Source organism: Streptomyces sp. MBT65, from assembly GCF_016612545.1.
GTDB lineage: Bacteria > Actinomycetota > Actinomycetes > Streptomycetales > Streptomycetaceae > Streptomyces.
Window position 1 is genome coordinate 1 of record NZ_JAENRY010000080.1, and the last position, 22,126, is coordinate 22,126.

13 protein-coding genes and 3 pseudogenes are annotated in these 22,126 nt (G+C 71.9%); 12 read left to right on the plus strand and 4 right to left on the minus strand.

The genetic code is table 11. From position 1 onward, the window contains the following. The 4 genes and pseudogenes from JHN63_RS19640 to moeZ form a co-directional block, all read left to right on the plus strand. Positions 1-1,132 (plus strand): hypothetical protein (locus tag JHN63_RS19640; protein ID WP_234477388.1); only part of this gene is annotated, 1,132 nt, incomplete at its 5' end. A 143-nt stretch (positions 1,133-1,275) separates the two neighbouring features. Beyond that, positions 1,276-2,245: pseudogene (locus JHN63_RS19645) on the plus strand (NAD-dependent epimerase/dehydratase family protein). Then, positions 2,233-2,982, plus strand: a complete 750-nt coding sequence (locus JHN63_RS19650) for a spherulation-specific family 4 protein (RefSeq protein ID WP_200682400.1) — start codon at positions 2,233-2,235, stop codon at positions 2,980-2,982. The pseudogene JHN63_RS19645 and the gene JHN63_RS19650 overlap by 13 nt, the downstream one beginning before the upstream one ends. A gap of 63 nt (positions 2,983-3,045) precedes the next feature. Next, positions 3,046-4,224: an adenylyltransferase/sulfurtransferase MoeZ gene (moeZ, locus tag JHN63_RS19655; protein ID WP_200682401.1), complete on the plus strand. Its 1,179-nt coding sequence runs from the start codon at positions 3,046-3,048 to the stop codon at positions 4,222-4,224. Between the two features lie 80 nt (positions 4,225-4,304). Here moeZ and JHN63_RS19660 read toward each other — a convergent pair whose 3' ends face one another. From JHN63_RS19660 to JHN63_RS19670, 3 genes are all read right to left on the minus strand, one after another. Next, positions 4,305-5,864 (minus strand): alpha/beta hydrolase, encoded by a 1,560-nt coding sequence (locus JHN63_RS19660; RefSeq protein WP_200682402.1) that lies wholly within the window; start codon positions 5,862-5,864, stop codon positions 4,305-4,307. Positions 5,865-6,001: 137 nt separating this feature from the next. Next, complete coding sequence (locus tag JHN63_RS19665; RefSeq protein WP_200682403.1) at positions 6,002-7,546, minus strand: alpha/beta hydrolase; 1,545 nt, start codon at positions 7,544-7,546, stop codon at positions 6,002-6,004. Positions 7,547-7,643: 97 nt separating this feature from the next. Next, on the minus strand, positions 7,644-10,394 hold the full coding sequence (locus JHN63_RS19670; RefSeq protein ID WP_200682404.1) for a lysylphosphatidylglycerol synthase transmembrane domain-containing protein: 2,751 nt from the start codon (positions 10,392-10,394) through the stop codon (positions 7,644-7,646). Between the two features lie 186 nt (positions 10,395-10,580). Between JHN63_RS19670 and JHN63_RS19675 the strand changes: the two genes are divergently transcribed. The 8 genes and pseudogenes from JHN63_RS19675 (at position 10,581) to JHN63_RS19700 (ending at position 21,622) form a co-directional block, all read left to right on the plus strand. After that, positions 10,581-11,006 carry an MGMT family protein gene (locus JHN63_RS19675; protein WP_200682405.1) on the plus strand — a complete coding sequence of 142 codons (426 nt, stop codon included), beginning with the start codon at positions 10,581-10,583 and terminating at the stop codon, positions 11,004-11,006. Positions 11,007-11,263: 257 nt separating this feature from the next. Next, complete coding sequence (locus JHN63_RS19680; RefSeq protein ID WP_200682406.1) at positions 11,264-14,662, plus strand: ATP-dependent DNA helicase; 3,399 nt, start codon at positions 11,264-11,266, stop codon at positions 14,660-14,662. Positions 14,663-14,762: 100 nt separating this feature from the next. Continuing rightward, a pseudogene (locus JHN63_RS54705) lies at positions 14,763-16,958 on the plus strand (ATP-dependent helicase); the annotation flags it as partial. A gap of 377 nt (positions 16,959-17,335) precedes the next feature. Continuing rightward, positions 17,336-17,500, plus strand: a complete 165-nt coding sequence (locus JHN63_RS54710; protein WP_374222927.1) for a pentapeptide repeat-containing protein — start codon at positions 17,336-17,338, stop codon at positions 17,498-17,500. A 427-nt stretch (positions 17,501-17,927) separates the two neighbouring features. Then, positions 17,928-18,404, plus strand: a pseudogene (locus JHN63_RS54715) (PD-(D/E)XK nuclease family protein); the annotation flags it as partial. Between the two features lie 70 nt (positions 18,405-18,474). After that, positions 18,475-19,887: a dipeptidase gene (locus tag JHN63_RS19690; RefSeq protein WP_200682408.1), complete on the plus strand. Its 1,413-nt coding sequence runs from the start codon at positions 18,475-18,477 to the stop codon at positions 19,885-19,887. Between the two features lie 156 nt (positions 19,888-20,043). Next, positions 20,044-20,988 (plus strand): NAD(+) diphosphatase, encoded by a 945-nt coding sequence (nudC, locus tag JHN63_RS19695; RefSeq protein ID WP_200682409.1) that lies wholly within the window; start codon positions 20,044-20,046, stop codon positions 20,986-20,988. A 31-nt stretch (positions 20,989-21,019) separates the two neighbouring features. Further along, positions 21,020-21,622 (plus strand): class I SAM-dependent methyltransferase, encoded by a 603-nt coding sequence (locus JHN63_RS19700; RefSeq protein WP_200682410.1) that lies wholly within the window; start codon positions 21,020-21,022, stop codon positions 21,620-21,622. Positions 21,623-21,710: 88 nt separating this feature from the next. Here the strand turns inward: JHN63_RS19700 and JHN63_RS19705 are convergent, their stop codons facing one another. After that, on the minus strand, positions 21,711-21,953 hold the full coding sequence (locus JHN63_RS19705; RefSeq protein WP_200682411.1) for a mycoredoxin: 243 nt from the start codon (positions 21,951-21,953) through the stop codon (positions 21,711-21,713). Positions 21,954-22,126: the final 173 nt, after the last annotated feature.

The following is a 22,126-nucleotide window of genomic DNA, read 5'->3' on the forward strand; positions in this document are numbered from 1 at the left end:
CCTTCACGGGGTCGGCGGCACCGCGCCGGTCCGGCGCGGTGCCGCCGACCCCGTGAAGGCGCTGATGCACCGGCACCGTGAGCTGTGCGAGCGGGCCGTCGATCCGTTGGAGATCGCGGCGGGGCTGGAGGCGCACGGTGTCACCGATCGGACCGCCGGACGGTTCCGGCACCGGGACGTGTTCTCGCTCGCCGAGGAGATGTACGCGCGCGTGCCCCGCGACGACGCGGCGGCCCCGCCCTCCGACGCCGTGGCGGAACCGGCGTCCCGCGCCGGCTGGGCCGTACTCGCCCTCCTGCCCGGAGTCCTCGGCGCCGCGGCCGTGACCGGAGTGCGGCTCACGGACGGTCGGCCGCGGCTGACGGTGGTCGTCGTCGGTGTGCTCGCCGTGGCGCTAGGCGTGCGCGTCGTCCTCCGCCGCGGCCCGCTGAGCAACCCGCCCGGCACGCCCGCGTGGCGCACGCCCCCGGGCACCCGCCTGTGGACGTACTGGCTGCTGGGCTACGCCCTCCTCGGCGACGGACTGCTCCGCGCCGCGGACGACGGCGGCCCCGACGCCCTGCCGACCGGCATCGCGGGCGGAGCCTGGTCCACGTCCACCGCGCCGGTCCTGGCCCTCACCCTGGCCTGCGCCCCCGCGGCCTGGTGCGCCCACCACTTCGCCGTACGCGCCCGCCGCAAGCTCGCGACCAGCCGCGGCCTGGAGGACTTCGCCGACTCCGTACGACCGCTGCTGCTCGGCACGTTCGCCCTGTTCGTGGGTGCGCTGACCGCCCTCCTCGCCCTCTGCGGCGCGGCCCTGGGCGAGCCCGCCGCGTACGCCCAGGGCATCACCCTGGGTGCCCTGTTGCTGCTCGCCCGCCTCCTCACCGTCCACGGCTTCACCCACGCCCCGACCCTCGCGCTCGGCGCGGCGGCCGCGACGGAAGCGACGGCCCTGTCTCTGGACCTCATCGGCCGGCTCCCCGGCTGCGGCTTCCTGGCCGCCCCCGTCGAAGCCGTCCTGGAGTCCTGGGGTCCGGGCGGCATCCCGTCCCTGGCCTGCGGAGCAGCCGCCCTGGCCCTCCTGTTCCACACCACCCGCACGCTGACCAGAGCCTCCGCGCACGCGCCGGCGAACGAGCCGCGGTGACACCGCCATGACCTGCATCGACCAGGCGCGTCACCCAGTCGCAGGCGCCCGGCCCCACCGCCGGAGGCAACCGCATCACCCTGTGAAGGAGAACACCAGATGATCACCTCCCGATCCGGAGAGTCGGCCCCGGGAGCCGTCCGATGAGGGTCCTGCTGATCGGAGCCAACGGCTACCTCGGTCGCTTCGTCGCCGACCGCCTGCTCGCCGACCCGGCCGTCCAGCTCACCGCGCTCGGCCGCGGCGACGACGCGGACGTCCGCTTCGACCTCGCGTCCGGCAGCCCCGGCGCACTCACCCGCTTCCTGGACGCCGTCCACCCCGGAGTCGTCATCAACTGCGCGGGTGCCACCAGAGGCGGCGCCCGCGAACTCACCCGGCACAACACCGTCGCCGTCGCGACCGTCTGCGAGGCCCTGCGCCGCAGCGCGCCGCAGCGGCTGCGGCGCCCGGCTCGTGCAGATCGGATGCGGGGCCGAGTACGGCCCCAGCCAGCCCGGTTCCTCCACGGCCGAGGACGCCGTACCCCGCCCCGGCGGCCCGTACGGCGTCAGCAAACTCGCCGCCACCGAACTGGTCCTGGGCTCCGGCCTCGACGCCGTCGTGCTGCGCGTCTTCTCGCCCGCCGGACCGGGCACCCCCGCCGGGTCCCCGCTCGGCCGGCTCGCCGAGGCCATGCGCCGGGCCATGCAGTCCGGCGACGGCGAACTCAAGCTCGGCGGCCTCGGCGCGCAACGCGACTTCGTCGACGTGCGGGACGTGGCCCGTGCCGTCCACGCCGCTTCGCTCTCCGCCGCGCAGGGCGTCATCAACATCGGCTCGGGCCGCGCGGTCCGACTGCGCGACGCCGCCGCCGTCCTCGCCCGCGTCGCCGGATACGGCGGAGCGCTGCACGAACTCGACGGCCCGCCCGGACCGTTGCGGGCCGCCATCGGCCACCCCCGCACCGACCCCGACCACGCGGCCCCGGTCGCGTACCCGTACCCGGACGGCTGCGGGAGCTGGCAGCAGGCCGATGTGCGCACCGCGCGCGACCGGCTCGGCTGGCGGCCCCGGATCAACCTCGAAGAGTCCCTCGCCGACATCTGGATGGAGGCGGCGTGCCGCATCTGACCAGCACGACCCAGGGCACCGCGAGCACCGGCGTCCGCACCGGCTTCGGCATCCCCGGCTACGCCCACCCCCTCGTCGCACCCACCGAATGGGGCGAACTCACCCGCCCCGGCACCCCCTTGCACTGGGTCGTCCTCAATGTCTCCTCCGGCCCGGGGACCCGCCCCGACCCGCACTGCCTGGAGGCGGCCGGGCGGCTCCGCAACACGGGCGTCCGGATCCTGGGCCACCTCGACGCCACCCACGGCGCCCGCGCCTTCGGCGACCTGATCTCCGAGGCGCACCGCTACCTCGACTGGTACCGCGTCGACGGCTTCCTCCTGGACCGCTGCCCCACCGGACGCGCCGCGCTCCCCGAGGTCCGCCGCACGGTCACCGCGCTCCGCGAGATCAGCGACGGCGCCCACGTCGTCCTGGGGCACGGCACCCACCCGCACCCCGGATACGCCGAGTGCGCCGACCAGTTGGTGACCTTCTCCGGCCCCTGGAGCGACTACCGCTGGTCGCAGGTCGCCGAGTGGACCGCCGACCACCCGCCCGAACGCTTCTGCCACTTCGTGCACGGCGTCCCGCGCGGCCATCTCGACGAGGCGCTGCGCATCGCGCGCTGGCAGGGCGCGTCGACCATCTACTTCACCGACCGCACCGATCACGGCGGCCGCACCGACCCCTGGGAGACGATGCCCGGGTACTGGGACGAGATCGTCTCGCGGGTCGGAACGGGTGTCTCGGAATGAAGAAGGGCGTGGCACTGTTACGGGGAGAACAACTGTAGTGATTGACCGACCAACGGAGTCCCCGTGTCGCTGCCACCCCTGGTCGAGCCGGCTGCCGAGCTCACCGTAGACGAGGTCCGCAGGTACTCCCGCCACCTGATCATCCCCGACGTGGGCATGGACGGGCAGAAGCGGCTGAAGAACGCCAAGGTGCTCTGTGTGGGCGCCGGCGGTCTGGGTTCGCCGGCGCTGATGTACCTGGCCGCGGCGGGCGTGGGCACGCTCGGCATCGTGGAGTTCGACGAGGTCGACGAGTCGAACCTGCAGCGCCAGATCATCCACAGCCAGGCCGACATCGGTCGCTCCAAGGCCGCGTCGGCCCGCGACTCCGTGCTGGGCATCAACCCGTACGTGAACGTCGTCCTTCACGAAGAGCGGCTCGAGGCCGAGAACGTGATGGACATCTTCAGCCAGTACGACCTGATCGTCGACGGCACGGACAACTTCGCGACGCGCTACCTGGTCAACGACGCCGCCGTGCTGCTGAACAAGCCGTACGTGTGGGGTTCGATCTACCGCTTCGACGGCCAGGCCTCGGTCTTCTGGTCCGAGCACGGCCCCTGCTACCGCTGCCTCTACCCGGAGCCCCCGCCCCCCGGCATGGTCCCCTCCTGCGCCGAGGGCGGCGTCCTGGGCGTGCTGTGCGCGTCCATCGGCTCCATCCAGGTCACCGAGGCGATCAAGGTCCTCACCGGCATCGGCGACCCGCTCGTCGGCCGCCTGATGATCTACGACGCCCTGGAGATGCAGTACCGCCAGGTCAAGGTCCGCAAGGACCCCAACTGCGCGGTCTGCGGCGAGAACCCGACCGTCACCGAGCTCATCGACTACGAGGCCTTCTGCGGCGTCGTCTCCGAGGAGGCCCAGCAGGCGGCCGCCGGCTCGACGATCACTCCCAAGCAGCTCAAGGAGTGGATCGACGACGGCGAGAACATCGAGATCATCGACGTCCGCGAGGTCAACGAGTACGAGATCGTCTCGATCCCCGGCGCCAAGCTGATCCCCAAGAACGAGTTCCTCATGGGCACCGCCCTGGAGACGCTCCCGCAGGACAAGAAGATCGTCCTGCACTGCAAGACGGGTGTCCGCAGTGCGGAGGTCCTCGCCGTCCTCAAGTCGGCCGGGTTCGCGGACGCGGTCCACGTCGGCGGCGGTGTGATCGGCTGGGTCAACCAGATCGAGCCCGACAAGCCCGTCTACTAGACGCACGCCTTCCCGGGAGGGGCTCGGCACCACACGTGCCGGGCCCCTTTCCGCTGCCCCCGTTTCCTGAACCGCTCCGGCTACGAGGCGCAGACCTTGCCGTCCTTCGGCACCGTCCCCTTCAGGAGATACGCGTCCACCGTCGAGTCGACACAGTCGCTCCCACTCCCGTACGCCCCGTGCCCCTCGCCCTTCCAGGTGAGCTCCACACCGACGCCCTTGCCCAGCTCGTCCGCCATCTTGCGAGCACCCTCGTACGGCGTCGCCGGGTCCCCGGTGTTGCCGACCACCAGGATCGGCGCCGCACCGGTCGCGCTGACCTCCGGGGTGTCGTACTGCCCGGCCACCGGCCAGTCGTGACACCACCCGGCCGTGTCCCAGCCCAGGAAGTCGCCGAACACGGGGGAGATCTTCTCGAACTCGGGCAGCAGCTTCTGCGTCTGCTCGGGCGTCGGCCGCTGCTTGTCGTCCAAGCACGATATGACCCGTTGGGAATGGGTCGTCGTGCCGTAGTGCCCCGCGCTGTCACGGTCGTTGTAGCCGTCGGCGAGCGCCAGCAGCTCCGAACCGTCACCCTCCTCCGCCGAGTTCAGGGCACTGGTCAGGGTGGGCCAGCTCTCCTGGCTGTACAGCGGAAGGACGATGCCGGTCAGCGCGAGCGTCTGGGTCAGCTTCCGCCCGGTCGAGGTCGCCAACGGCTCGGCGTCGATCCGCTTCAGCAGGGCCGCGATCTTCTTCGAACCCTGTGCCGGGTCCTGGTCCGTCGACTTGAGGTAGTCGTCCAGTGCGCGCTGGAAGCCCCGTGTCTGGTTCAGGGCGTGGCCCACCGAGTCGGCGCTCGGGTCGACGACCGCGTCCAGGATCAGCCGCCCCACGTTCTTCGGGAACAAGTGAGCGTAGACACCGCCGAGTTCGGTGCCGTAGGAGATGCCGAAGTAGTGCATCTTCGTGTCGCCGAGGACCTGGCGCATCAGGTCCATGTCGCGGGCGGTGTCGGTCGTCGACACATGCGCCATCAGCTTCCCGGCGGCCTTCTCGCAGCCCTTGCCGAAGTCGGTCGCGTCCTGGAGGTACGTCTTCTCCTCGGCCGGTGTGTCCGGCGTGGCGTCCACGTCCTCGGAGGCCTGGATCGCCTTGTCGCTCCGGCAGCGGACGCCCTCGCTGGCGGCGACCCCGCGCGGGTCCCAGCTCACCAGGTCGTAGCGCTCGTGCAGTGCGGACACCGTGGTGGCGTACGCCGGCATGTAGTCCACGCCCGAGCCGCCGGGGCCGCCGAAGTTGAACAGCAGCGAGCCGATGCGGTCGCCGCCCGTCGACTTGGAGCGGATCAGGGCGAGCCCGATCGTGGAGCCGTCCGGCTTCGCCCAGTCCAGCGGCACCTTGAGCGTCGCGCACTGCCAGTCGCTGCTCGGCGCGGCCGAGTCGGCGGTGGCCTTGCAGCGCCCCCAGTCGAGCTTCTGCGCGGTCAGCGACGCGGGCAGCGCGGCCGTGGTGGACGTAGCGGACGAGTCGGCTGCGGACGGCTTGGCGTCCCCCGCGCCCGCGCCGTCCTTGCCGTCGTCGGACGAGCCGCCGCTACAGCCGGCCGTCAGCAGTGCGGCGGCGGCCATCAGGGCCGTCCACCGTACGAATCGCGCCATGTGCGTTCCCCCCTCGCAGGCCGTCCGCGTCACGCCGCGGATGGCGGTCAGGCCATAGTAGGCGGCGCGAGCCGAGCCCGTGACGGCCTGTGGATAACCTTTTGACCTGCGGTTTTATTCAGATTTCAGGGGTGGGCTCAGGAGCAGACGGTGCCGGCCGCCGGGACCTTCCCGTTCAGCAGATAGCCGTTCACCGCGCTCTGCACGCATTTGTTCTTGCTGTCGTACGCCCCGTGCCCCTGACCCTTGTACGTCAGCTCGACCGCGATGCCCTTGCCCAGCGCGTCGACCATCTTCCGGGCCCCCTCGTACGGCGTGGCCGGGTCGCCGGTGTTGCCCACGACGAGGATCGGCGCCGAACCGGCCGCGCTCACATCGGGATGGTCGGCCGCCCCCGGCACGGCCCAGTCGGTGCAACTGACCATGCCCCAGGCCAGGAAGTCGCCGAACAGGGGAGAGGCGGCCCGGAACTCCGGCAGCTTCCGCTCGACGTAGTCGGCGGTGTAACGGGGCTTGTCGTCGGCGCAGTTGATGGCGACGTTCGCCGCGGTGATGTTGCTGTACTCGCCGTTCTCGCTGCGCCCGTTCATCGAGTCGGACAGCGCCATGAGCACCTTGCCGTCACCGCTGTAGGCCTGTTCGAGGCCCTCGGTGAGGTACTCCCAGAAGTCCTTGGAGTACAGCGCCTGCGCGATGCCGTTGGTCGCCGCGGTCTGGGTCAACTGGCGGGGGAAGATACCCGGGATCGGCTTGCCGTCGAGGTCCTTGAGCAGCTTGGCGATGCGGTCCTTGACGTCCTGTGCGGTGTCGCCGAGCGGACAGTCCGTGGTCTTCGACGTGCAGTCGTCGGCGAAGTTGTCGAGCGCGAGCTGGAAGCCCTTGGCCTGCCCCAGGGAGCCCTGTTCGGAGTTCTGCGTGGGATCGACGACCGCGTCGAAGACGGCACGCCCCACGTGCTTGGGGAACAAGTGGGCGTAGACACCGCCGAGTTCGGTGCCGTAGGAGATGCCGAAGTAGTACAGCTTGTCGTCGCCGAGGACCTGGCGCATCAGGTCCATGTCGCGGGCCGCGTCGGTGGTGCGCACCTGGGGGAGCGTCTTCTTGGAGTGCTTCTCGCAGGCCGCGTTGAACTGCTTGGTGTTGGACAGGAGCTTGGTGCGCTCGGCGGCGTCGTCCGGGGTCGCGTCCTGCTGGAAGTACTGGTCGAGCTGGGAGTCGCTCTCGCACTGGATGCCGGCGCTGCGGCCCACTCCGCGCGGGTCGAAGCTCACCAGGTCGTAGCGGGTGCGCAGGGCCGCGTAGTCCTCGCCGAACGCGGGCAGCGTGGTGACGCCAGAGCCGCCGGGGCCACCGAAGTTGAAGACGAGCGAGCCGATCCGCTTGCTCGCGGCGCCGCTGGCCTTCGCGCGTACCAGGGCGAGCCCGATCGTGTCGCCCTTGGGCCTGCTCCAGTCGAGCGGCGCCTTCATGGTGGCGCACTGCCACTTGGTGCCGTTCGGCAGAGGCGACGGCGCGGTGCCGCCGCCCTCCGACTCGGACGGGGCCGGACAGTCCTTCCAAGTCAGCTTCTGGGCCGTCGGATCCTCGTCCTTGGAGTCGCCGCCGCAGCCCGCCAACGTGACGGACAACAGGACGACGGTGGCGGTCAGGGCAGCGGCACGCAGCCGGGAGGGGTTCGGCATGGTCCCATCCTGGGGTCGTACCCGGCGGTGCGCTCGGGGCGCGGGCCGTACGAGGTACGCACGCGTGCGTGCCCTACGGCGTGTACGTGCTCGTGCGCTACAGGGAGCCCTTGCGGGACAGGTGGTTGAAGAACAGCCAGCCCGGCAGCACCGGGATCCACAGCGTCAGCAGCCGGTACAGCAGCACCGCCGGAGCGGCCACCTCCTTGGGGAGGCCGACGGCGATCAGACCGAGGGTCAGGCTCGCCTCGACCGCGCCCACACCGCCCGGGGTCGGGGCCGCGGAACCGAGCGCGTTGCCCGCGAGGAAGACGACGGCGACGCTGGCCAGGCTGAGCGACGTCGAATCGTCGCCGAACGCCCGGATCGACGCGTCCAGGCACATCACGAAGCAGGCCGTCAGCAGCAGCATGCCGCCGATGCCGGTGACCAGCTTCTGCGGCCGCTGCAGCACGTCGAGCATGCGCGGGATGACGCCCGCGAAAAGCGACCGCACGCGCGTGACGAGGAACTTCCGCAGGAACGGCACCGAGGTCACCACGAGCACGAGCACCGCCACCGTCAACAGACCGGCGATGACCGTCCTGGACGGTGACAGCGACGGCGTCTTCTCGGTGCCGGTGAGATAGCCGAACGACAGCAGCATCAGGATGTGGCAGCCGAGACCGAACAGCTGCGACGCGCCGACACTCGCCACCGCGAGCCCGGGCCGTACCCCGGCACGCTGCAGGAAGCGCGTGTTCAGGGCGACACCGCCGACCGCGGCCGGGGCCACGATCTTCACGAACGACCCGGCGACCTGCGCCGCCACGGCCCGCAGGAACGGCACCCGCTCCGGCACGAACCCCAGGAGGGCCATAGCCGCCGCGAAGTAGCTCAGCGCCGAGAACAGCACGGCCGCTGCCACCCAGCCCCACTGGGCGTTGGCGACGAGCGGACCGAACTCGATGTGCGTGAGCTGCGTCAGCAGGAAGTACGCGCCGATCGCGCCCGCGATGAAACTGATCAGCGTGCGCGGCCGCACCCGCTCCAGACGGGCCGGCTCGACGTGCGCCTGGGGTCTGATCAGCAGCACCTGATGCCGGATCTGGGTGAGCAGATCCTCCTCGCGCGCCTCGTCCAACGCCTCGTCGATGGCCCGCTTCTCGGCCCGCTGCTCCGCTCGTACGGCCTTCTTGTCGGGCTTCTCGAGAACGGGCGTCGAGCCCTCCGAAGCCTCCTCCGCGCGGGCCAGCCTGGTCTGCCGGGACGCCTCGAGGATCGCGTCGCGCTCCCGCTGGGCGCGCTCCCTGGAGAGCCGTCGCAGCGTCGCGCGCGTGGAGCGCGTCAACGCGATGGGCTGGAGCATCGGCAGACAGTCGGCCACCGCGTCGGGGCCCAGGACACCGACCGCCGAGGCCACCGCGCGCTCGGCGCCCACCCGCAGGCCGATCGTCGTCACCAACTGGGCGACGTCCATGCGCAGCAGCAGCTCACGGGCGGCGATCTCGCCGCCCCGCAGGTCGGTCAGGATCACGGTGCCGGAACGATCCACCAGAATCGCGTCACCGGCGAGCCTGCGGTGGGCGATACGCCGCGACTGCAGTGCCTGCACCTGGTGCCAGGTGTTGCGCAGCAGCTCGTCGGTGATCTCCTCGTCCGCGAGCGAGTCCAGCGTGCGCCCACCGGTGTGCTCGTAGACGAGCATCACGGCGTCGGGGCCGAGTTCCGAGGTCGCGATCAGCTTCGGGGCGTTGGCCCCGGCCGCGATCGCCGCGTACGCCAGCAGGGCCTCCTGCTCGAGCGCCTGGCGCAGCGACTGGAGGCTGCTGCGGGTCGCGAAGCCGCGCAGCGTCAGATTGCGCCACGCACGGTAGAAGAAGCCCTGGGCCTGCTGTTCGCGGTCGACCACGGTGACGTCCAGCGGCGGACCGTCCTCCAGGGTCACGAAATAGCGCCGGCCGCGGTCGCCGTTCTCCGTGTCGACGGCCTCCTCGCGGGCCGCGCCCACAGGGTGGAAGCCGACCGTCCGCAGACCCGCCATCAGCGTCCGGCCGGTGGGACGGACGTTCGGCGAGCCCACCGCGTACAGCGTCCCGTAGGCGACGGTCCAGCCGATCAGCACCGTCAGGATGATCGAGAACGGAGTCGTGTACCCGGTGACCAGCATCGAGAAGGCGTCGAGCAGCAGCACGATCCACAGCACGGAACGCCAGCGCGGCCTCCGGGACATGCCTACCGCCGTCATGTAGGCGATGACGGGCGCCAGATAGCCGTGCACCGGGTCGGTGAGGGCGTGGATGTCGCCGGGGGAGGGCTGGGTGAGCGCCTCCTGGATGGAGCCCGGGGCGGCCTTGGCGACCCACAGGTCCGTGGCGAGTGTCACTCCGTGCGCGAGGACGGCGGCGAGCACGCCGTCGGCGATGCGCAGTCCGTCGCGCTTGATCAGCCGCTCGATCGCGAAGGCGACCGGCACCAGCAGGATGGCGATGCTGGACGCCAGCCCCGCGATCTTGATCAGCAGGTCGGGCGCCTGCCCGGTGCCCTTGTTGATGTCCTGTTCGAGCCCCGAGGTCGTGCCGTGCGCGAACGCGGCGATCGCGAGCAGTACGACGATCGCGAGAAAGCCCACCAGGAGGCGCATGAGATCGGAAGGGCGGTGCACGCGCGCGGGGAGCAGCGGTTCGTCGCCCTCGACCTCTTCGGCGTGCGTGTCGTCGCAGTCCTCGAGGCCGGGCGGAGAGACGGGCGCGGGTGCCTCTGCGGGCTCCTTCGCGGGGTCCTGCTCGGTCTCGTCGGCGGTGTCCGGGCGCGACGCAGCGTCAGAGGTGCCCTCCGCGTCCTCGGGATGCACACCCTGCTGCTTCATCGTCTCTTCTTGATCTCGTATCACCGGTCACCGCCCGCACGATGGTGGCATGCCCCACCGACACACGGGGGCATCAGGGTGCAAATGCGGGGGCGCACAGTCTGCCCCACGCGCCGCTCCGGGGCGAGGGATACGCACAGTCGCCAGCGCGTCGCATTGTCGGTGGGGTGCGGCAGGATGGGGCGGATGAGCGAGGAGAGCCTTCCGGACGGCACCGGCCGCGAGCACGGTGACGGTCCCGAGTACGACGACGCCCGCGCGGGGCACGCGGACGCGCTGCCCGAGTACGCCGAGCGCGTCCTCGACGTGGCCGACCGGATTCCGCCCGGGCGCGTCATGACGTACGGGGACGTCGCGGAATGGCTGGAGGAGGGCGGGCCGCGCCAGGTCGGCCGTGTGATGGCCCTCTACGGGGGAGTCGTTCCGTGGTGGCGGGTCGTCCGCGCGGACGGCACGCTGCTCCCGGGCCACGAACTGGAGGCGCTCGACAGCTACCGCGCGGAGGGCACTCCTCTGAAGGAGGCGAGCAGAGCCGCCGAGGGCCACCTGCCACGCGTCGACATGAAACGGGCGCGATGGGACGGCGGCGAGCGCGCGGACGGTCACACCTGACAGCTTCCGCCATCGGACGCGCCCCGGGGCGACCTGTGGCCCGTACGGGGGAAACCCGGCACGTCCGTGGCATGCCGTACGTTCGAGGGGCGAGGGACGCGAGGGTCGTGCGAGCCGTGAGGGATGAAGCGGAAGCCCTGCTTCCCCACGACCCGTCGGCGTAGCGTCGGCTGCACCTGTCCCCCTCATCCCGCGGCCACCGCCCTCCACGCGCGGTGGTCGGGCAACCAGCACACCCACCAGGACCGGCGAACCACGTGAGCTCCTCTTCCTCCACCAGGCGCCTGTCGCACCCCCAGGTGCGACAGGGGAGCCGTGGCGCTTACCGACTGGTGCGTACCCCGCCGACCCGGCCGGCTCCCCCTCGTCTGGACGCGCCACAGCGCTCGGTGGTTGACCACGAGACCGGTCCGCTGCTCGTCCTCGCAGGTCCCGGCACCGGCAAGACCACCACCCTTGTGGAGTCCGTCGCGGCCCGGATCGCCCGGGGAGGTGACCCCGCGCGGATCCTCGTGCTGACGTTCAGCCGCAAGGCCGCTGTCGAACTGCGCGACCGCATGGCGCTGCGCATCGGCGCCGCCCGCGCGCCCCGCGCGACCACCTTCCACTCGTTCTGCTACGCCCTGGTCCGCGCCCACCAGGACACCGACCTGTTCGTCGAGCCCCTACGGCTGCTGTCCGGCCCCGAACAGGACGTCGCCGTCCGCGAACTGCTCGCCGGCCAGCCCGACCTGGAGCGGCTCGGTCTCGCGCATGTGCGCTGGCCGGACGAACTGCGGGCCTGCCTCACCACCCGCGGCTTCGCCGACGAGGTCCGCGCGGTCCTCGCCCGCAGCCGCGAACTGGGCCTGGGCCCGCACGCCCTGGACGCCTTCGCCCGCCGCATCGGCCGCCCCGACTGGCGTGCCGCCGCCGCCTTCCTCGCCGAGTACCTCGACGTACTCGACCTCCAAGGAGTGCTCGACTACGCGGAACTGGTCCACCGCGCGGTGCTCCTCGCCCACCGCCCCGAGGTCGCCGAGCGGCTCGCCGCGCAGTACGACGCGGTGTTCGTGGACGAGTACCAGGACACCGATCCGGCCCAGGTACGGCTGCTGCAGGCCCTCGCCGGCGGCGGCCGCACCCTCGTTGCCTTCGGCGACCCCGACCAGTCGATCTACACGTTCCGGGGCGCCGACGTGAACGGCATCCTGGACTTCCCGGACGCCTTCCCGCGCGCGGGAGGCGGCCCGGCCCCCGTAGAGGTGCTCCGGACCTCCCGCCGCTCCGGCGCCGCCCTGCTGGAAGCCACCCGCCTGCTGACCCAGCGCATGCCCCTGACCAGGCTCCCGGCCCAGAAGGTGCGCGCCCACCGCGCGCTGTCCCCGGTACGGGACGGCGGCCGCGTCGAGGTGTACACGTACCCGACCTCCGGCACGGAGCTGGACAACATCGCCGACATCCTTCGCAGGGCGCACCTGGAGGACGGCGTCCCCTGGAACGACATGGCCGTCCTGGTGCGCGCCGGCTCCCGGACGATCCCCACGATCCGCCGCGCCCTCACGGTGGCCGGCGTCCCCCTCGACATTGACGGCGACGACCTGCCCCTGCGCCACGAGCCCGCGGTGGCACCCCTGCTGACGGCATTGCGCGCGGTGGCGGCAGCGGAGGCAACTGCCCGGCCCGAGGACGACACCGAAGCCGTACGGGCCCCGGAGGAGGCCGACGACGTAGACGACGAACAGGCCGCAGCGGAAGCCGGACCGGAAGCCGAAGAGCCCGCCGCTGCCTCCTCCTGGCTCGACACCGAAACCGCCCTCACCCTGCTTGCCTCCCCCCTTGCTGCCATGGACGCCGCCGACCTGCGCCGCCTGGGCCGGGCGCTGCGCGAGGAGGAGCGGGCCGGGGGCAACCCCGTGCCGCCGCCCTCGGACGAGCTGCTCACGCGGGCGCTCGCCGAGCCGGAGCGGCTGGTCGCGCACGACCCGACGTACGCGCGGGGAGCCCAGCGCCTGGGCGCGCTGCTGCGCAAGGCACGCGAGCGCCTGGCGGGCGGCGGTACGGCCGAGGAGGCGCTGTGGGACCTCTGGCAGGGCACGCCGTGGCCCGGGCGCCTGGAGCGGGCCGCACTGCGCGGCGGCGCGGCCGGGCGCAACGCGGACCGCGATCTGGACGCCGTCTGCGCGCTGTTCGCGACCGCGGCCCGCGCGGAGGAGCGCACCGGAGGCCGGGGCGCCCTCAACTTCCTGGAGGAGATCGACGCCGAGGACATCGCCGCCGACACGCTCACCCGGCGTGCCGTACGCCCCGACGCCGTACGCCTGATGACCGCGCACCGCTCCAAGGGCCTGGAGTGGCGCCTGGTCGTCGTGGCCGGCGTCCAGGAGGGCCTGTGGCCGGACCTGCGCCGACGCGGCTCTCTCCTGGAGGCCGACCGCATCGGCCGCGACGGACTCGCCGAACCACTCACCCCGGGGGCCCTGCTCGCCGAGGAACGCCGCCTGTTCTACGTCGCCGCCACACGCGCGCGTGAACGTCTCGTCGTCACCGCGGTGAAGGCCCCCGCGGACGACGGCGACCAGCCGTCCCGCTTCCTCACCGAAGTCGGCGTCGAGCCCAAGGACGTCACCGGCCGCCCGCGCCGCCCGCTGTCGGTCGCCGCACTCGTCGCCGAGCTGCGCGCCACGACCGTCGACCCGAGCGTGTCCGAGACCCTCAGGGCGGCCGCCGCGCGCCGGCTGGCCCGGCTGGCCGCGCTCACCGACGAGGAGGGCCGCGCCCTGGTCCCGTCCGCGCACCCGTACCGCTGGTGGGGGATGTACGACCCGACCGAGAGCAAGGTGCCGCTGCGCGACCGCGACCAGCCCGTCGTGCTCTCCGGGAGCGCCCTCGACCAGCTCGCCAACACCTGCGCCCTGCAATGGTTCCTGGGCCGTGAGGTGAAGGCGGACGCGCCCGCGACCGCCGCCCAGGGCTTCGGGAACGTGGTGCACGTCCTCGCCGACGAGGTCGCCTCCGGACGCACCCCGGCCGACCTCGCCGCCCTCATGGAGCGCCTCGACACCGTGTGGAACGCGCTCGCCTTCGACGCCCCCTGGAAGTCGGCACAGGAGAAGGACAACGCGCGCGTGGCGCTCGAACGCTTCCTGAAGTGGCACGTCGACTCCAACGGCATCCGCACCGGCCGTACGCCCGTCGCCAGTGAGCACGACTTCGACGTCACCCTCGAAGCGGGCGACTACGAAGTACGCATCCGCGGCTCCATGGACCGCGTCGAGGCGGACGGTGAAGGACGCGCCTACGTAGTCGACTTCAAGACCGGCAAGCAGACGCCCACCGCCCGCGAGGTGGAGCGCCACCCCCAACTCGCCGTCTACCAGCTCGCGGTCCGCGAGGGCGCCGTCGACGAGGCCTTCGACGGAGTGCGCCCCGAACCGGGCGGCGCCGAACTCGTCCAACTGCGCCAGGGTGCCGCCCAACGGGACGGCGGCGAGACCGTGCCCAAGGTGCAGGCCCAGAAGCCACTGGAGGGGGAGTGGGCCGGTGAACTGCTGGCCACGGCCGCGGGCAAGGTCCTCGACGAACGGTTCACGCCCACGGCCGGCCAGCACTGCGCGCACTGCGCGTTCCGGGCCTCGTGCAGCGCGCGACCGGAGGGACGACACGTCGTCGAGTAACGCGCGTGACGTATCGCACCACATGTGCTGACCTGCGCTTCTTCTGCCGCTGAGGGCGATTGGTCCTCGACTGTCAGTGGCCGCCGCTAGCCTCTCCGACATGCCCGCCCGTATCACCGATCCCGATCAGCTCAAGGAGCTCCTCGGCATCCCCTTCACCCCGGAGCAGACGGCCTGCATCGTCGCGCCGCCCGCCCCACAGGTCATCGTGGCCGGTGCCGGGTCGGGCAAGACGACGGTGATGGCGGCCCGCGTGGTGTGGCTGGTCGGCACCGGGCAGGTCGCCCCCGAGCAGGTCCTCGGCCTGACCTTCACCAACAAGGCCGCAGGTGAGCTCGCCGAGCGCGTCCGCAAGGCGCTGATCAAGGCGGGCGTCACCGACCCCGACGTCATCGACCCGGACAACCCGCCGGGCGAGCCCGTGATCTCGACCTACCACGCCTTCGCGGGCCGCCTCCTGACCGACCACGGCCTGCGCATCGGCCTCGAACCGACGTCCCGCCTGCTCGCCGACGCCACCCGCTTCCAGCTCGCCGCACGCGTCCTGCGCGAGGCTCCCGGCCCCTACCCGGCGCTCACCCGCTCCTTCCCGGACCTCGTCAGCGACCTCCTCACCCTCGACGCCGAGCTGTCCGAACACCTCGTACGGCCCGAGGAGTTGCGCGCGTACGACGCCGAGCTGCTGCGCGACCTGGAGGGCCGCAAGCTCAGCAACGCCGAGCTGCGCAAGGTCCCCGAGGCGGCCGCCGCCCGCCGTGAACTCACCGAGCTGGTGAGCCGCTACCGCACCGCCAAGCGCGAGCGCGACCTGCTCGACTTCGGCGACCAGATCGCCCTCTCCGCGACCCTGGCGCGCACCCGCCCCGAGGTCGGCGACATCCTGCGCGACGAGTTCCGGGTGGTGCTGCTCGACGAGTACCAGGACACCTCGGTCGCCCAACGCATCCTCCTGGCAGGCCTGTTCGGCGCCGGAACGGGCCACCCGGTGACCGCCGTCGGCGACCCCTGTCAGGCGATCTACGGCTGGCGCGGCGCGTCCGTCGCCAACCTCGACGACTTCCCGGAGCACTTCGCGCACGCCGACGGCCGCCTCGCCGCCCGCCAGTCGCTCAGCGAGAACCGCCGCAGCGGCGGCCGTCTCCTCGACCTCGCCAACGGCCTCGCGGAACCCCTGCGCGCCATGCACGCGGGCGTGGAGGCCCTCCGCCCGGCCCCCGGTGCCGAGCGCGACGGCATGGTGCGCTGCGCGCTGCTGCCCACCCATGCCGAGGAGATCGGCTGGCTCGCCGACTCCATCGCCCACCTCGTACGGACCGGGAAGGCGCCCGGCGAGATCGCCGTCCTGTGCCGCACGGCCACCGACTTCGCCGAGATCCAGGGCGCCCTCGTGGCCCGCGACGTCCCGGTCGAGGTGGTCGGCCTCTCCGGGCTGCTGCACCTGCCCGAGGTCGCCGACCTCGTCGCCGTCTGCGAAGTCCTCCAGGACCCCGGAGCCAACGCCTCCCTGGTCCGACTGCTGACCGGCCCGCGCTGGCGCATCGGCCCGCGCGACCTCGCCCTCCTGGGACGACGGGCCCGGCGACTGGTGACCCACACGCGCGTGGGGGCCGACGACGACCCGGACCGCCGACTCGCCGAGGCCGTCGAGGGGGTCGACCCCTCCGAGGTGATATCGCTCGCCGACGCCCTCGACACCTTCCTGGAGACACCCCTGTACGGCGCCGACCCCGACGGGGACGACGACGGGCTGCCCTTCTCACCGGACGCGCGCGTGCGCTTCGCCCACCTGGCCACCGAACTGCGCGACCTGCGCCGCTCCCTGTCCGACCCCCTGATGGACGTCCTGCACCGCGTCCTGGCCGTCACCGGCCTGGAGGTCGAACTCGCGGCGTCCCCGCACGCCCTGGCCGCCCGCCGCCGCGAGACCCTGTCGAACTTCCTGGACGTGGCTGCCTCCTTCGCCGCGGGCGACGGCGAGGCGACCCTGCTCGCCTTCCTCGGCTTCCTGCGCACGGCCGCCCAGTACGAGAAGGGCCTCGACAACGCCCTGCCCGGCGGCGAGAACACCGTCAAGGTGCTCACCGCGCACAAGTCCAAGGGCCTGGAGTGGGACGTCGTGGCCGTCCCCGGCCTGGTCACCGGGACCTTCCCCAGCAGCCAGGGCCGCGAGAAGTGGACCGCCCAGGGCAAGGTCCTCCCGCACGCCCTGCGCGGCGACACCGCCACCCTGCCCGACGTCACGTCCTGGGACTCCAGAGGCCTGAAGGCCTTCCAGGAGGCGATGAAGGAGCACCAGCACACCGAGGAACTCCGCCTCGGTTACGTCACCTTCACCCGCCCCCGCTCCCTGCTGCTCGGCTCCGGCCACTGGTGGGGCCCCGCCCAGAAGAAGCCCCGGGGCCCCTCCGACTTCCTGCATGACCTGTACAACCACTGCGCGGCCGGCTACGGCGAGATCGAGGCCTGGGCGGAGGAACCCGAGGAGGGCGAAGAGAACCCCGCCCTGCACGCGGCCACCGGCGACCAGGTCTGGCCGCTGCCCCTGGACGACGTGGCGATGGCCCACCGCCACCAGGCCGCCAGGAGGGTCCTTGAGCACCTGGAGTACCTCGCCTCCCACGACGAGAGCCACCCCGCGGCCACGCACGACCCGAACAGCCACGACGACCCGGACTGGCCCCCACCACCGGAAGACGACGAACCTCCTTACGAAGAGCCTCCTTACGAAGAGCCTCCTTACGACGAACCTCCTTACGACGAACCTCCTTACGAAGAGTCCCTTTACGGGGAGCCTCCCTACGAGGAGTTCCTCCCCGAAACCGAGGCCGGGATCGTTGAGATTCTTGAGATCGCCGAGCTCGAGGACGCCCTCCCGGAGGACGACCCCGCCGACCGGGACGCCTGGACCACGGACCGCCCGACCGTCCCGCACCAGGCGACGGCCCCGCACGCCGCCGAACACTCCAGTGCGCCAGGAGGCGCTCGCTCGCATCCTGTCGAGCCCCCCGGCACGCCCCTCACCCCCGAGGAGGCCCGCGCCATCGCCTCCTGGGACCGCGACCTCGACGCTCTCACCGGCGAACTCCTGCGCGCCAGACAGCGAGTCACCGACGTACCCCTGCCGGCCTCCCTCACCGCAACCCAGCTGCTGCTCCTGGCCGAGGACCCGGACGGGCTCGCACAGGAACTCGCGCGCCCCCTGCCGCGTCCACCGCAACCCGCCGCGCGCCGGGGCACCCGCTTCCACGCCTGGGTGGAATCACGCTTCGAAGCGCTGACCCTGCCCATGCTGGAGCCGGACGAACTGCCCGGCAGCGAGGCCGAGATCGCCGACGAACGCGACCTGGAAGCCCTCAAGGAAGCCTTCGAACTCACCGAGTACGCCCGGCGCACGCCCTACCGCGTCGAGACCCCCTTCCAGCTCGCGATCGCCGGCCGCGTCGTACGGGGCCGTATCGACGCCGTCTACAAACAGGGCGACGGCGACGGGGCGACGTACGAGATCCTCGACTGGAAGACCAGCCACACCCGCACCGCCGACCCGCTCCAGCTCGGGATCTACCGGCTCGCCTGGGCCGAGCGGCAGGGCGTGCCGCTGGAGGCGGTCACCGCCGCGTTCCTGTACGTGCGCGGCGGCGAGGTCGTACGGCCGGAGAGCCTCCCGGACCGGGCCGCACTGGAGCGGCTGCTGCTGGAGGAGCCGGGCGCGCAGGCGGAATCACCGGGCGCGCAAGGGGAGTGACAAGCCGTGCAAGCAAACTGTGAGGAACCGCCCACCGAGGATGTCAGTGCGGGCCGATAGGCTCGTGACCATGAGCCACACCGTTGACAGTGCCGTCAGCGCGGTCCGCACGTACATCGAGCAGCACCGCGCAGCCTTCCTCGACGACCTCGCCGAGTGGCTGCGCATCCCGTCCGTGTCGGCGCAGCCCGACCACGCGCCCGACGTCCGGCGCAGCGCGGACTGGCTCGCCGCCACACTCCGGGAGACCGGCTTCCCGACCGTCGAGGTCTGGCCGACCCCTGGCGCCCCCGCCGTCTTCGCCGAATGGCCCTCCGACGACCCCGAGGCACCCACGGTCCTCGTCTACGGCCACCACGACGTCCAGCCCGCTGCCCGCGAGGACGGCTGGGACAGCGAGCCCTTCGAGCCCGTCGTCCGCGAGAACCGCCTCTACGCGCGCGGGGCGGCCGACGACAAGGGCCAGGTGTTCTTCCACACACTCGGCGTCCGCGCCCACCTCGCCGCCACCGGCCGCACCACCCCGGCCGTGCACCTGAAGCTGCTCGTCGAGGGCGAGGAGGAGTCAGGCTCCCCGCACTTCCGCGCGCTCGTCGAGCAGCGCGCCGACCGACTCACCGCCGACGCCGTGATCGTCTCCGACACCGGCATGTGGTCCGAGGACACCCCCACGGTGTGCACCGGGATGCGCGGCCTCGCCGAGTGCGAGATCCGGTTGCAGGGGCCCGACCAGGACATCCACTCAGGCTCCTTCGGCGGCGCCGTGCCCAACCCGGCGACCGCCGCGGCCCGCCTCGTCGCCGCGCTCCACGACGAGCACGCACGCGTGGCCGTCCCCGGCTTCTACGACGGCATCGTCGAACTCACCGACCAGGAGCGCGAGCTCTTCGCCGAGCTGCCCTTCGACGAGCAGGAATGGCTGCGCACTGCCAAGTCGCACGCCACCCACGGAGAGGCCGGACGCACCACCCTGGAGCGTATCTGGGCGCGCCCCACCGCCGAGGTCAACGGCATCGGCGGCGGCTACCAGGGCCCCGGCAGCAAGACGATCATCCCGTCCTCGGCCATGGTGAAGCTCTCCTTCCGGCTCGTCGCCGGCCAGGACCCCGACCACATCGAGAAGGTCGTCCGCGACTGGGCCGCCCAGCAGGTGCCCGCCGGAATCCGGCAGGAGATCACCTTCAGCGCGGCCACGCGCCCGTGCCTGACGCCCCTGGACCACCCCGCCCTGCAGTCCGTCGTCCGCGCCATGGCCATCGCCTTCGAGAAACCGGTCCTCTTCACCCGTGAGGGTGGCTCGGGACCGGCCGCCGACCTCCAGGAAGTCCTCGGCGCACCCGTCCTCTTCCTGGGTATCTCCGTCCCCTCCGACGGCTGGCACGCCCCGAACGAGAAGGTCGAACTCGCCCTCCTCCTGAAGGGCGTCGAAACCACCGCCCACCTGTGGGGAGATCTCGCCGACACCTGGCCTCATGCGCCCTGACGATCCCGCGCGATCCGGAACGGCCACGCGCGCGGGGCACACTGGAAGAACCGCCCCGCACACCACGTCCCCGCCGGACCCGGTCGCCTCCTGCCGTACGTCCCGCTGAACCGCCCGCCGAAACAATCCGCATTGCCGGGGGAGTTGGAAGCACCCGTGACCACCTGGACCGACCACACAGCCGACCGACCCATCTCGCTCACCGCCCCGAGCGGCATCGACCGAGCCGCCCACCACCGGCTCGACGAGGCCTGGCTCGCCGCGGCATGGAGCCACCCCACCACCCGCTGCTTCGTGGTCTCCGGCGGCCAGGTCCTCATCGACGAGACACCCGACGGCAAGACCGAACTCGTCATGACGCCCTCCTTCGAGGCCCCCCTCACCGAGGCACACCGCTACTTCCTGGGCACCGACGACGACGGCGTCAGCTACTTCGCCCTTCAGAAGGACGCGCTGCCCGGCCGTATCGACCAGTCGGCGCGGGCGGCGGGCCTGCGCGAGGCGGGCCTGCTGCTGTCGCCCCGGGACGTGGGCCTGATGGTGCACGCGGTCGCCCTGGAGAACTGGCAGCGCCTGCACCGCTTCTGCTCCCGCTGCGGCGAGCGCACGGTGATCGCCGCGGCCGGCCACATCCGCCGCTGCCCCGCCTGCGGCGCCGAGCACTACCCGCGTACCGACCCCGCCGTGATCATGGCCGTCACCGACGAGGAGGACCGCATCCTGCTCGGCCGCCAGGTCCACTGGCCCGAGGGGCGCTTCTCCACGCTCGCCGGCTTCGTGGAGCCTGGGGAGTCCATCGAGCAGTCGGTGCGCCGCGAGGTCTTCGAGGAGGCCGGCATCACCGTCGGCCACGTCGAGTACGTCGCCAGCCAGCCCTGGCCCTTCCCGTCCAGCCTCATGCTGGGCTTCATGGCCCGCGCCACCTCGACCGAGATCAACGTCGACGGCGACGAGATCCACGAGGCACGCTGGTTCTCCCGCGAGGAACTGCGCGCGGCCTTCGAGTCCGAAGAGGTGCTGCCGCCGTACGGCATCTCGATCGCGGCCCGACTGATCGAGCTCTGGTACGGCAAGCCGCTGCCGACGCGGACCTTCGTCTGAGGCGAACGGGGGCGCGGATGACGGTTCGCGGATGACCGACCCGTACTGGAACCACAACGTCCACTACCACCCCGTGGTGGTGGACGCCGTGCCCGACCGCTGCCACGCGGCCCTTGACATCGGCTGTGGGGACGGCCTGCTCGCCCGCAAGCTGGCGAGCAGGGCCGGATCGGTGACGGGCGTGGACCGCTCGCCGCAGATGATCCGGCTCGCCCGCGCGGACGTGCCGGAGAACGTCACCTTCATGGAGGCGGACTACCTCGACGGAACCCTGCTCGGCGAGGGCACGTACGACTTCGTCAGCGCGGTCGCCGTGGTCCATCACACGGAGTTCGAGGACGCCGTGGGACGGCTGGTGAGCCTGCTGGCACCCGGCGGCCGACTGGTGATCGTCGGCCTGGCGTACAACCGGACGTTCCTGGACCGGGTGATCAGTGGCTGCGGGCTGCCCGTGAGCCGCTTCCTGGCGCGACGGCACGGCGGGAAACTCGCACCCGTCGGCATGCCCATGGAGGACTCGGCCATGTGCTGGGCAGAGGCCCGCGAGGCCGTCCGGCGCCTGCTGCCGGGCGCCCGGTTCCGGCGACGGCTCCTGTGGCGCTACGTGGTCGTGTGGGACAAACCGGTCGCGTGAGGCGACGGACAAAGCTGAGGCGGACGACAAAGAAGGCGGCCCTCGACATCAGGGGCCGCCTTCCGCGGAGTCGCGTCCGGAGCGTCGGTCAGGCGCCGATCTTCTGCTTGACCTGGGCCAGTGAAGGGTTCGTCAGCGTCGAACCGTCGGCGAACAAAACCGTGGGGACCGTCTGGTTCCCGCCATTCGCCTTCTCGACGAACGCCGCGGAATCCGGGTCCAGCTCGATGTTGACCTCGTTGTACGCGATGCCCTCGCGGTCCATCTGGCTCTTCAGCCGACGGCAGTAACCGCACCAGGTGGTGCTGTACATCGTCACGGTGCCCGACATTCTCTCGCGCTCCTCAACAGCTCAGGGAATAGGTCCTCGCAGTGGAGGGAACGTACGCGACGCACCCGCCATTCCCGCCGGGGGTATCCCGCGGCACGTGACGCCTGCCGCATTAGTACGACTGCGGGGGCCTCCCTGTGGACAACCGACTCACCCGTCTCCGGCGACCTGGC

What these genes read in the sequence shown, in the direction of transcription:
- JHN63_RS19660 (WP_200682402.1), bottom strand. Translation starts at nt 5,864, where the DNA reads ATGGCGCGATTCGTACGGTGGACGGCCCTGATGGCCGCCGCCGCACTG.
- JHN63_RS19665 (WP_200682403.1), bottom strand. Translation starts at nt 7,546, where the DNA reads ATGCCGAACCCCTCCCGGCTGCGTGCCGCTGCCCTGACCGCCACCGTC.
- JHN63_RS19670 (WP_200682404.1), bottom strand. Translation starts at nt 10,394, where the DNA reads ATGAAGCAGCAGGGTGTGCATCCCGAGGACGCGGAGGGCACCTCTGAC.
- JHN63_RS19675 (WP_200682405.1), top strand. Translation starts at nt 10,581, where the DNA reads ATGAGCGAGGAGAGCCTTCCGGACGGCACCGGCCGCGAGCACGGTGAC.
- JHN63_RS19690 (WP_200682408.1), top strand. Translation starts at nt 18,475, where the DNA reads ATGAGCCACACCGTTGACAGTGCCGTCAGCGCGGTCCGCACGTACATC.
- JHN63_RS19700 (WP_200682410.1), top strand. Translation starts at nt 21,020, where the DNA reads ATGACCGACCCGTACTGGAACCACAACGTCCACTACCACCCCGTGGTG.
- JHN63_RS19705 (WP_200682411.1), bottom strand. Translation starts at nt 21,953, where the DNA reads ATGTCGGGCACCGTGACGATGTACAGCACCACCTGGTGCGGTTACTGC.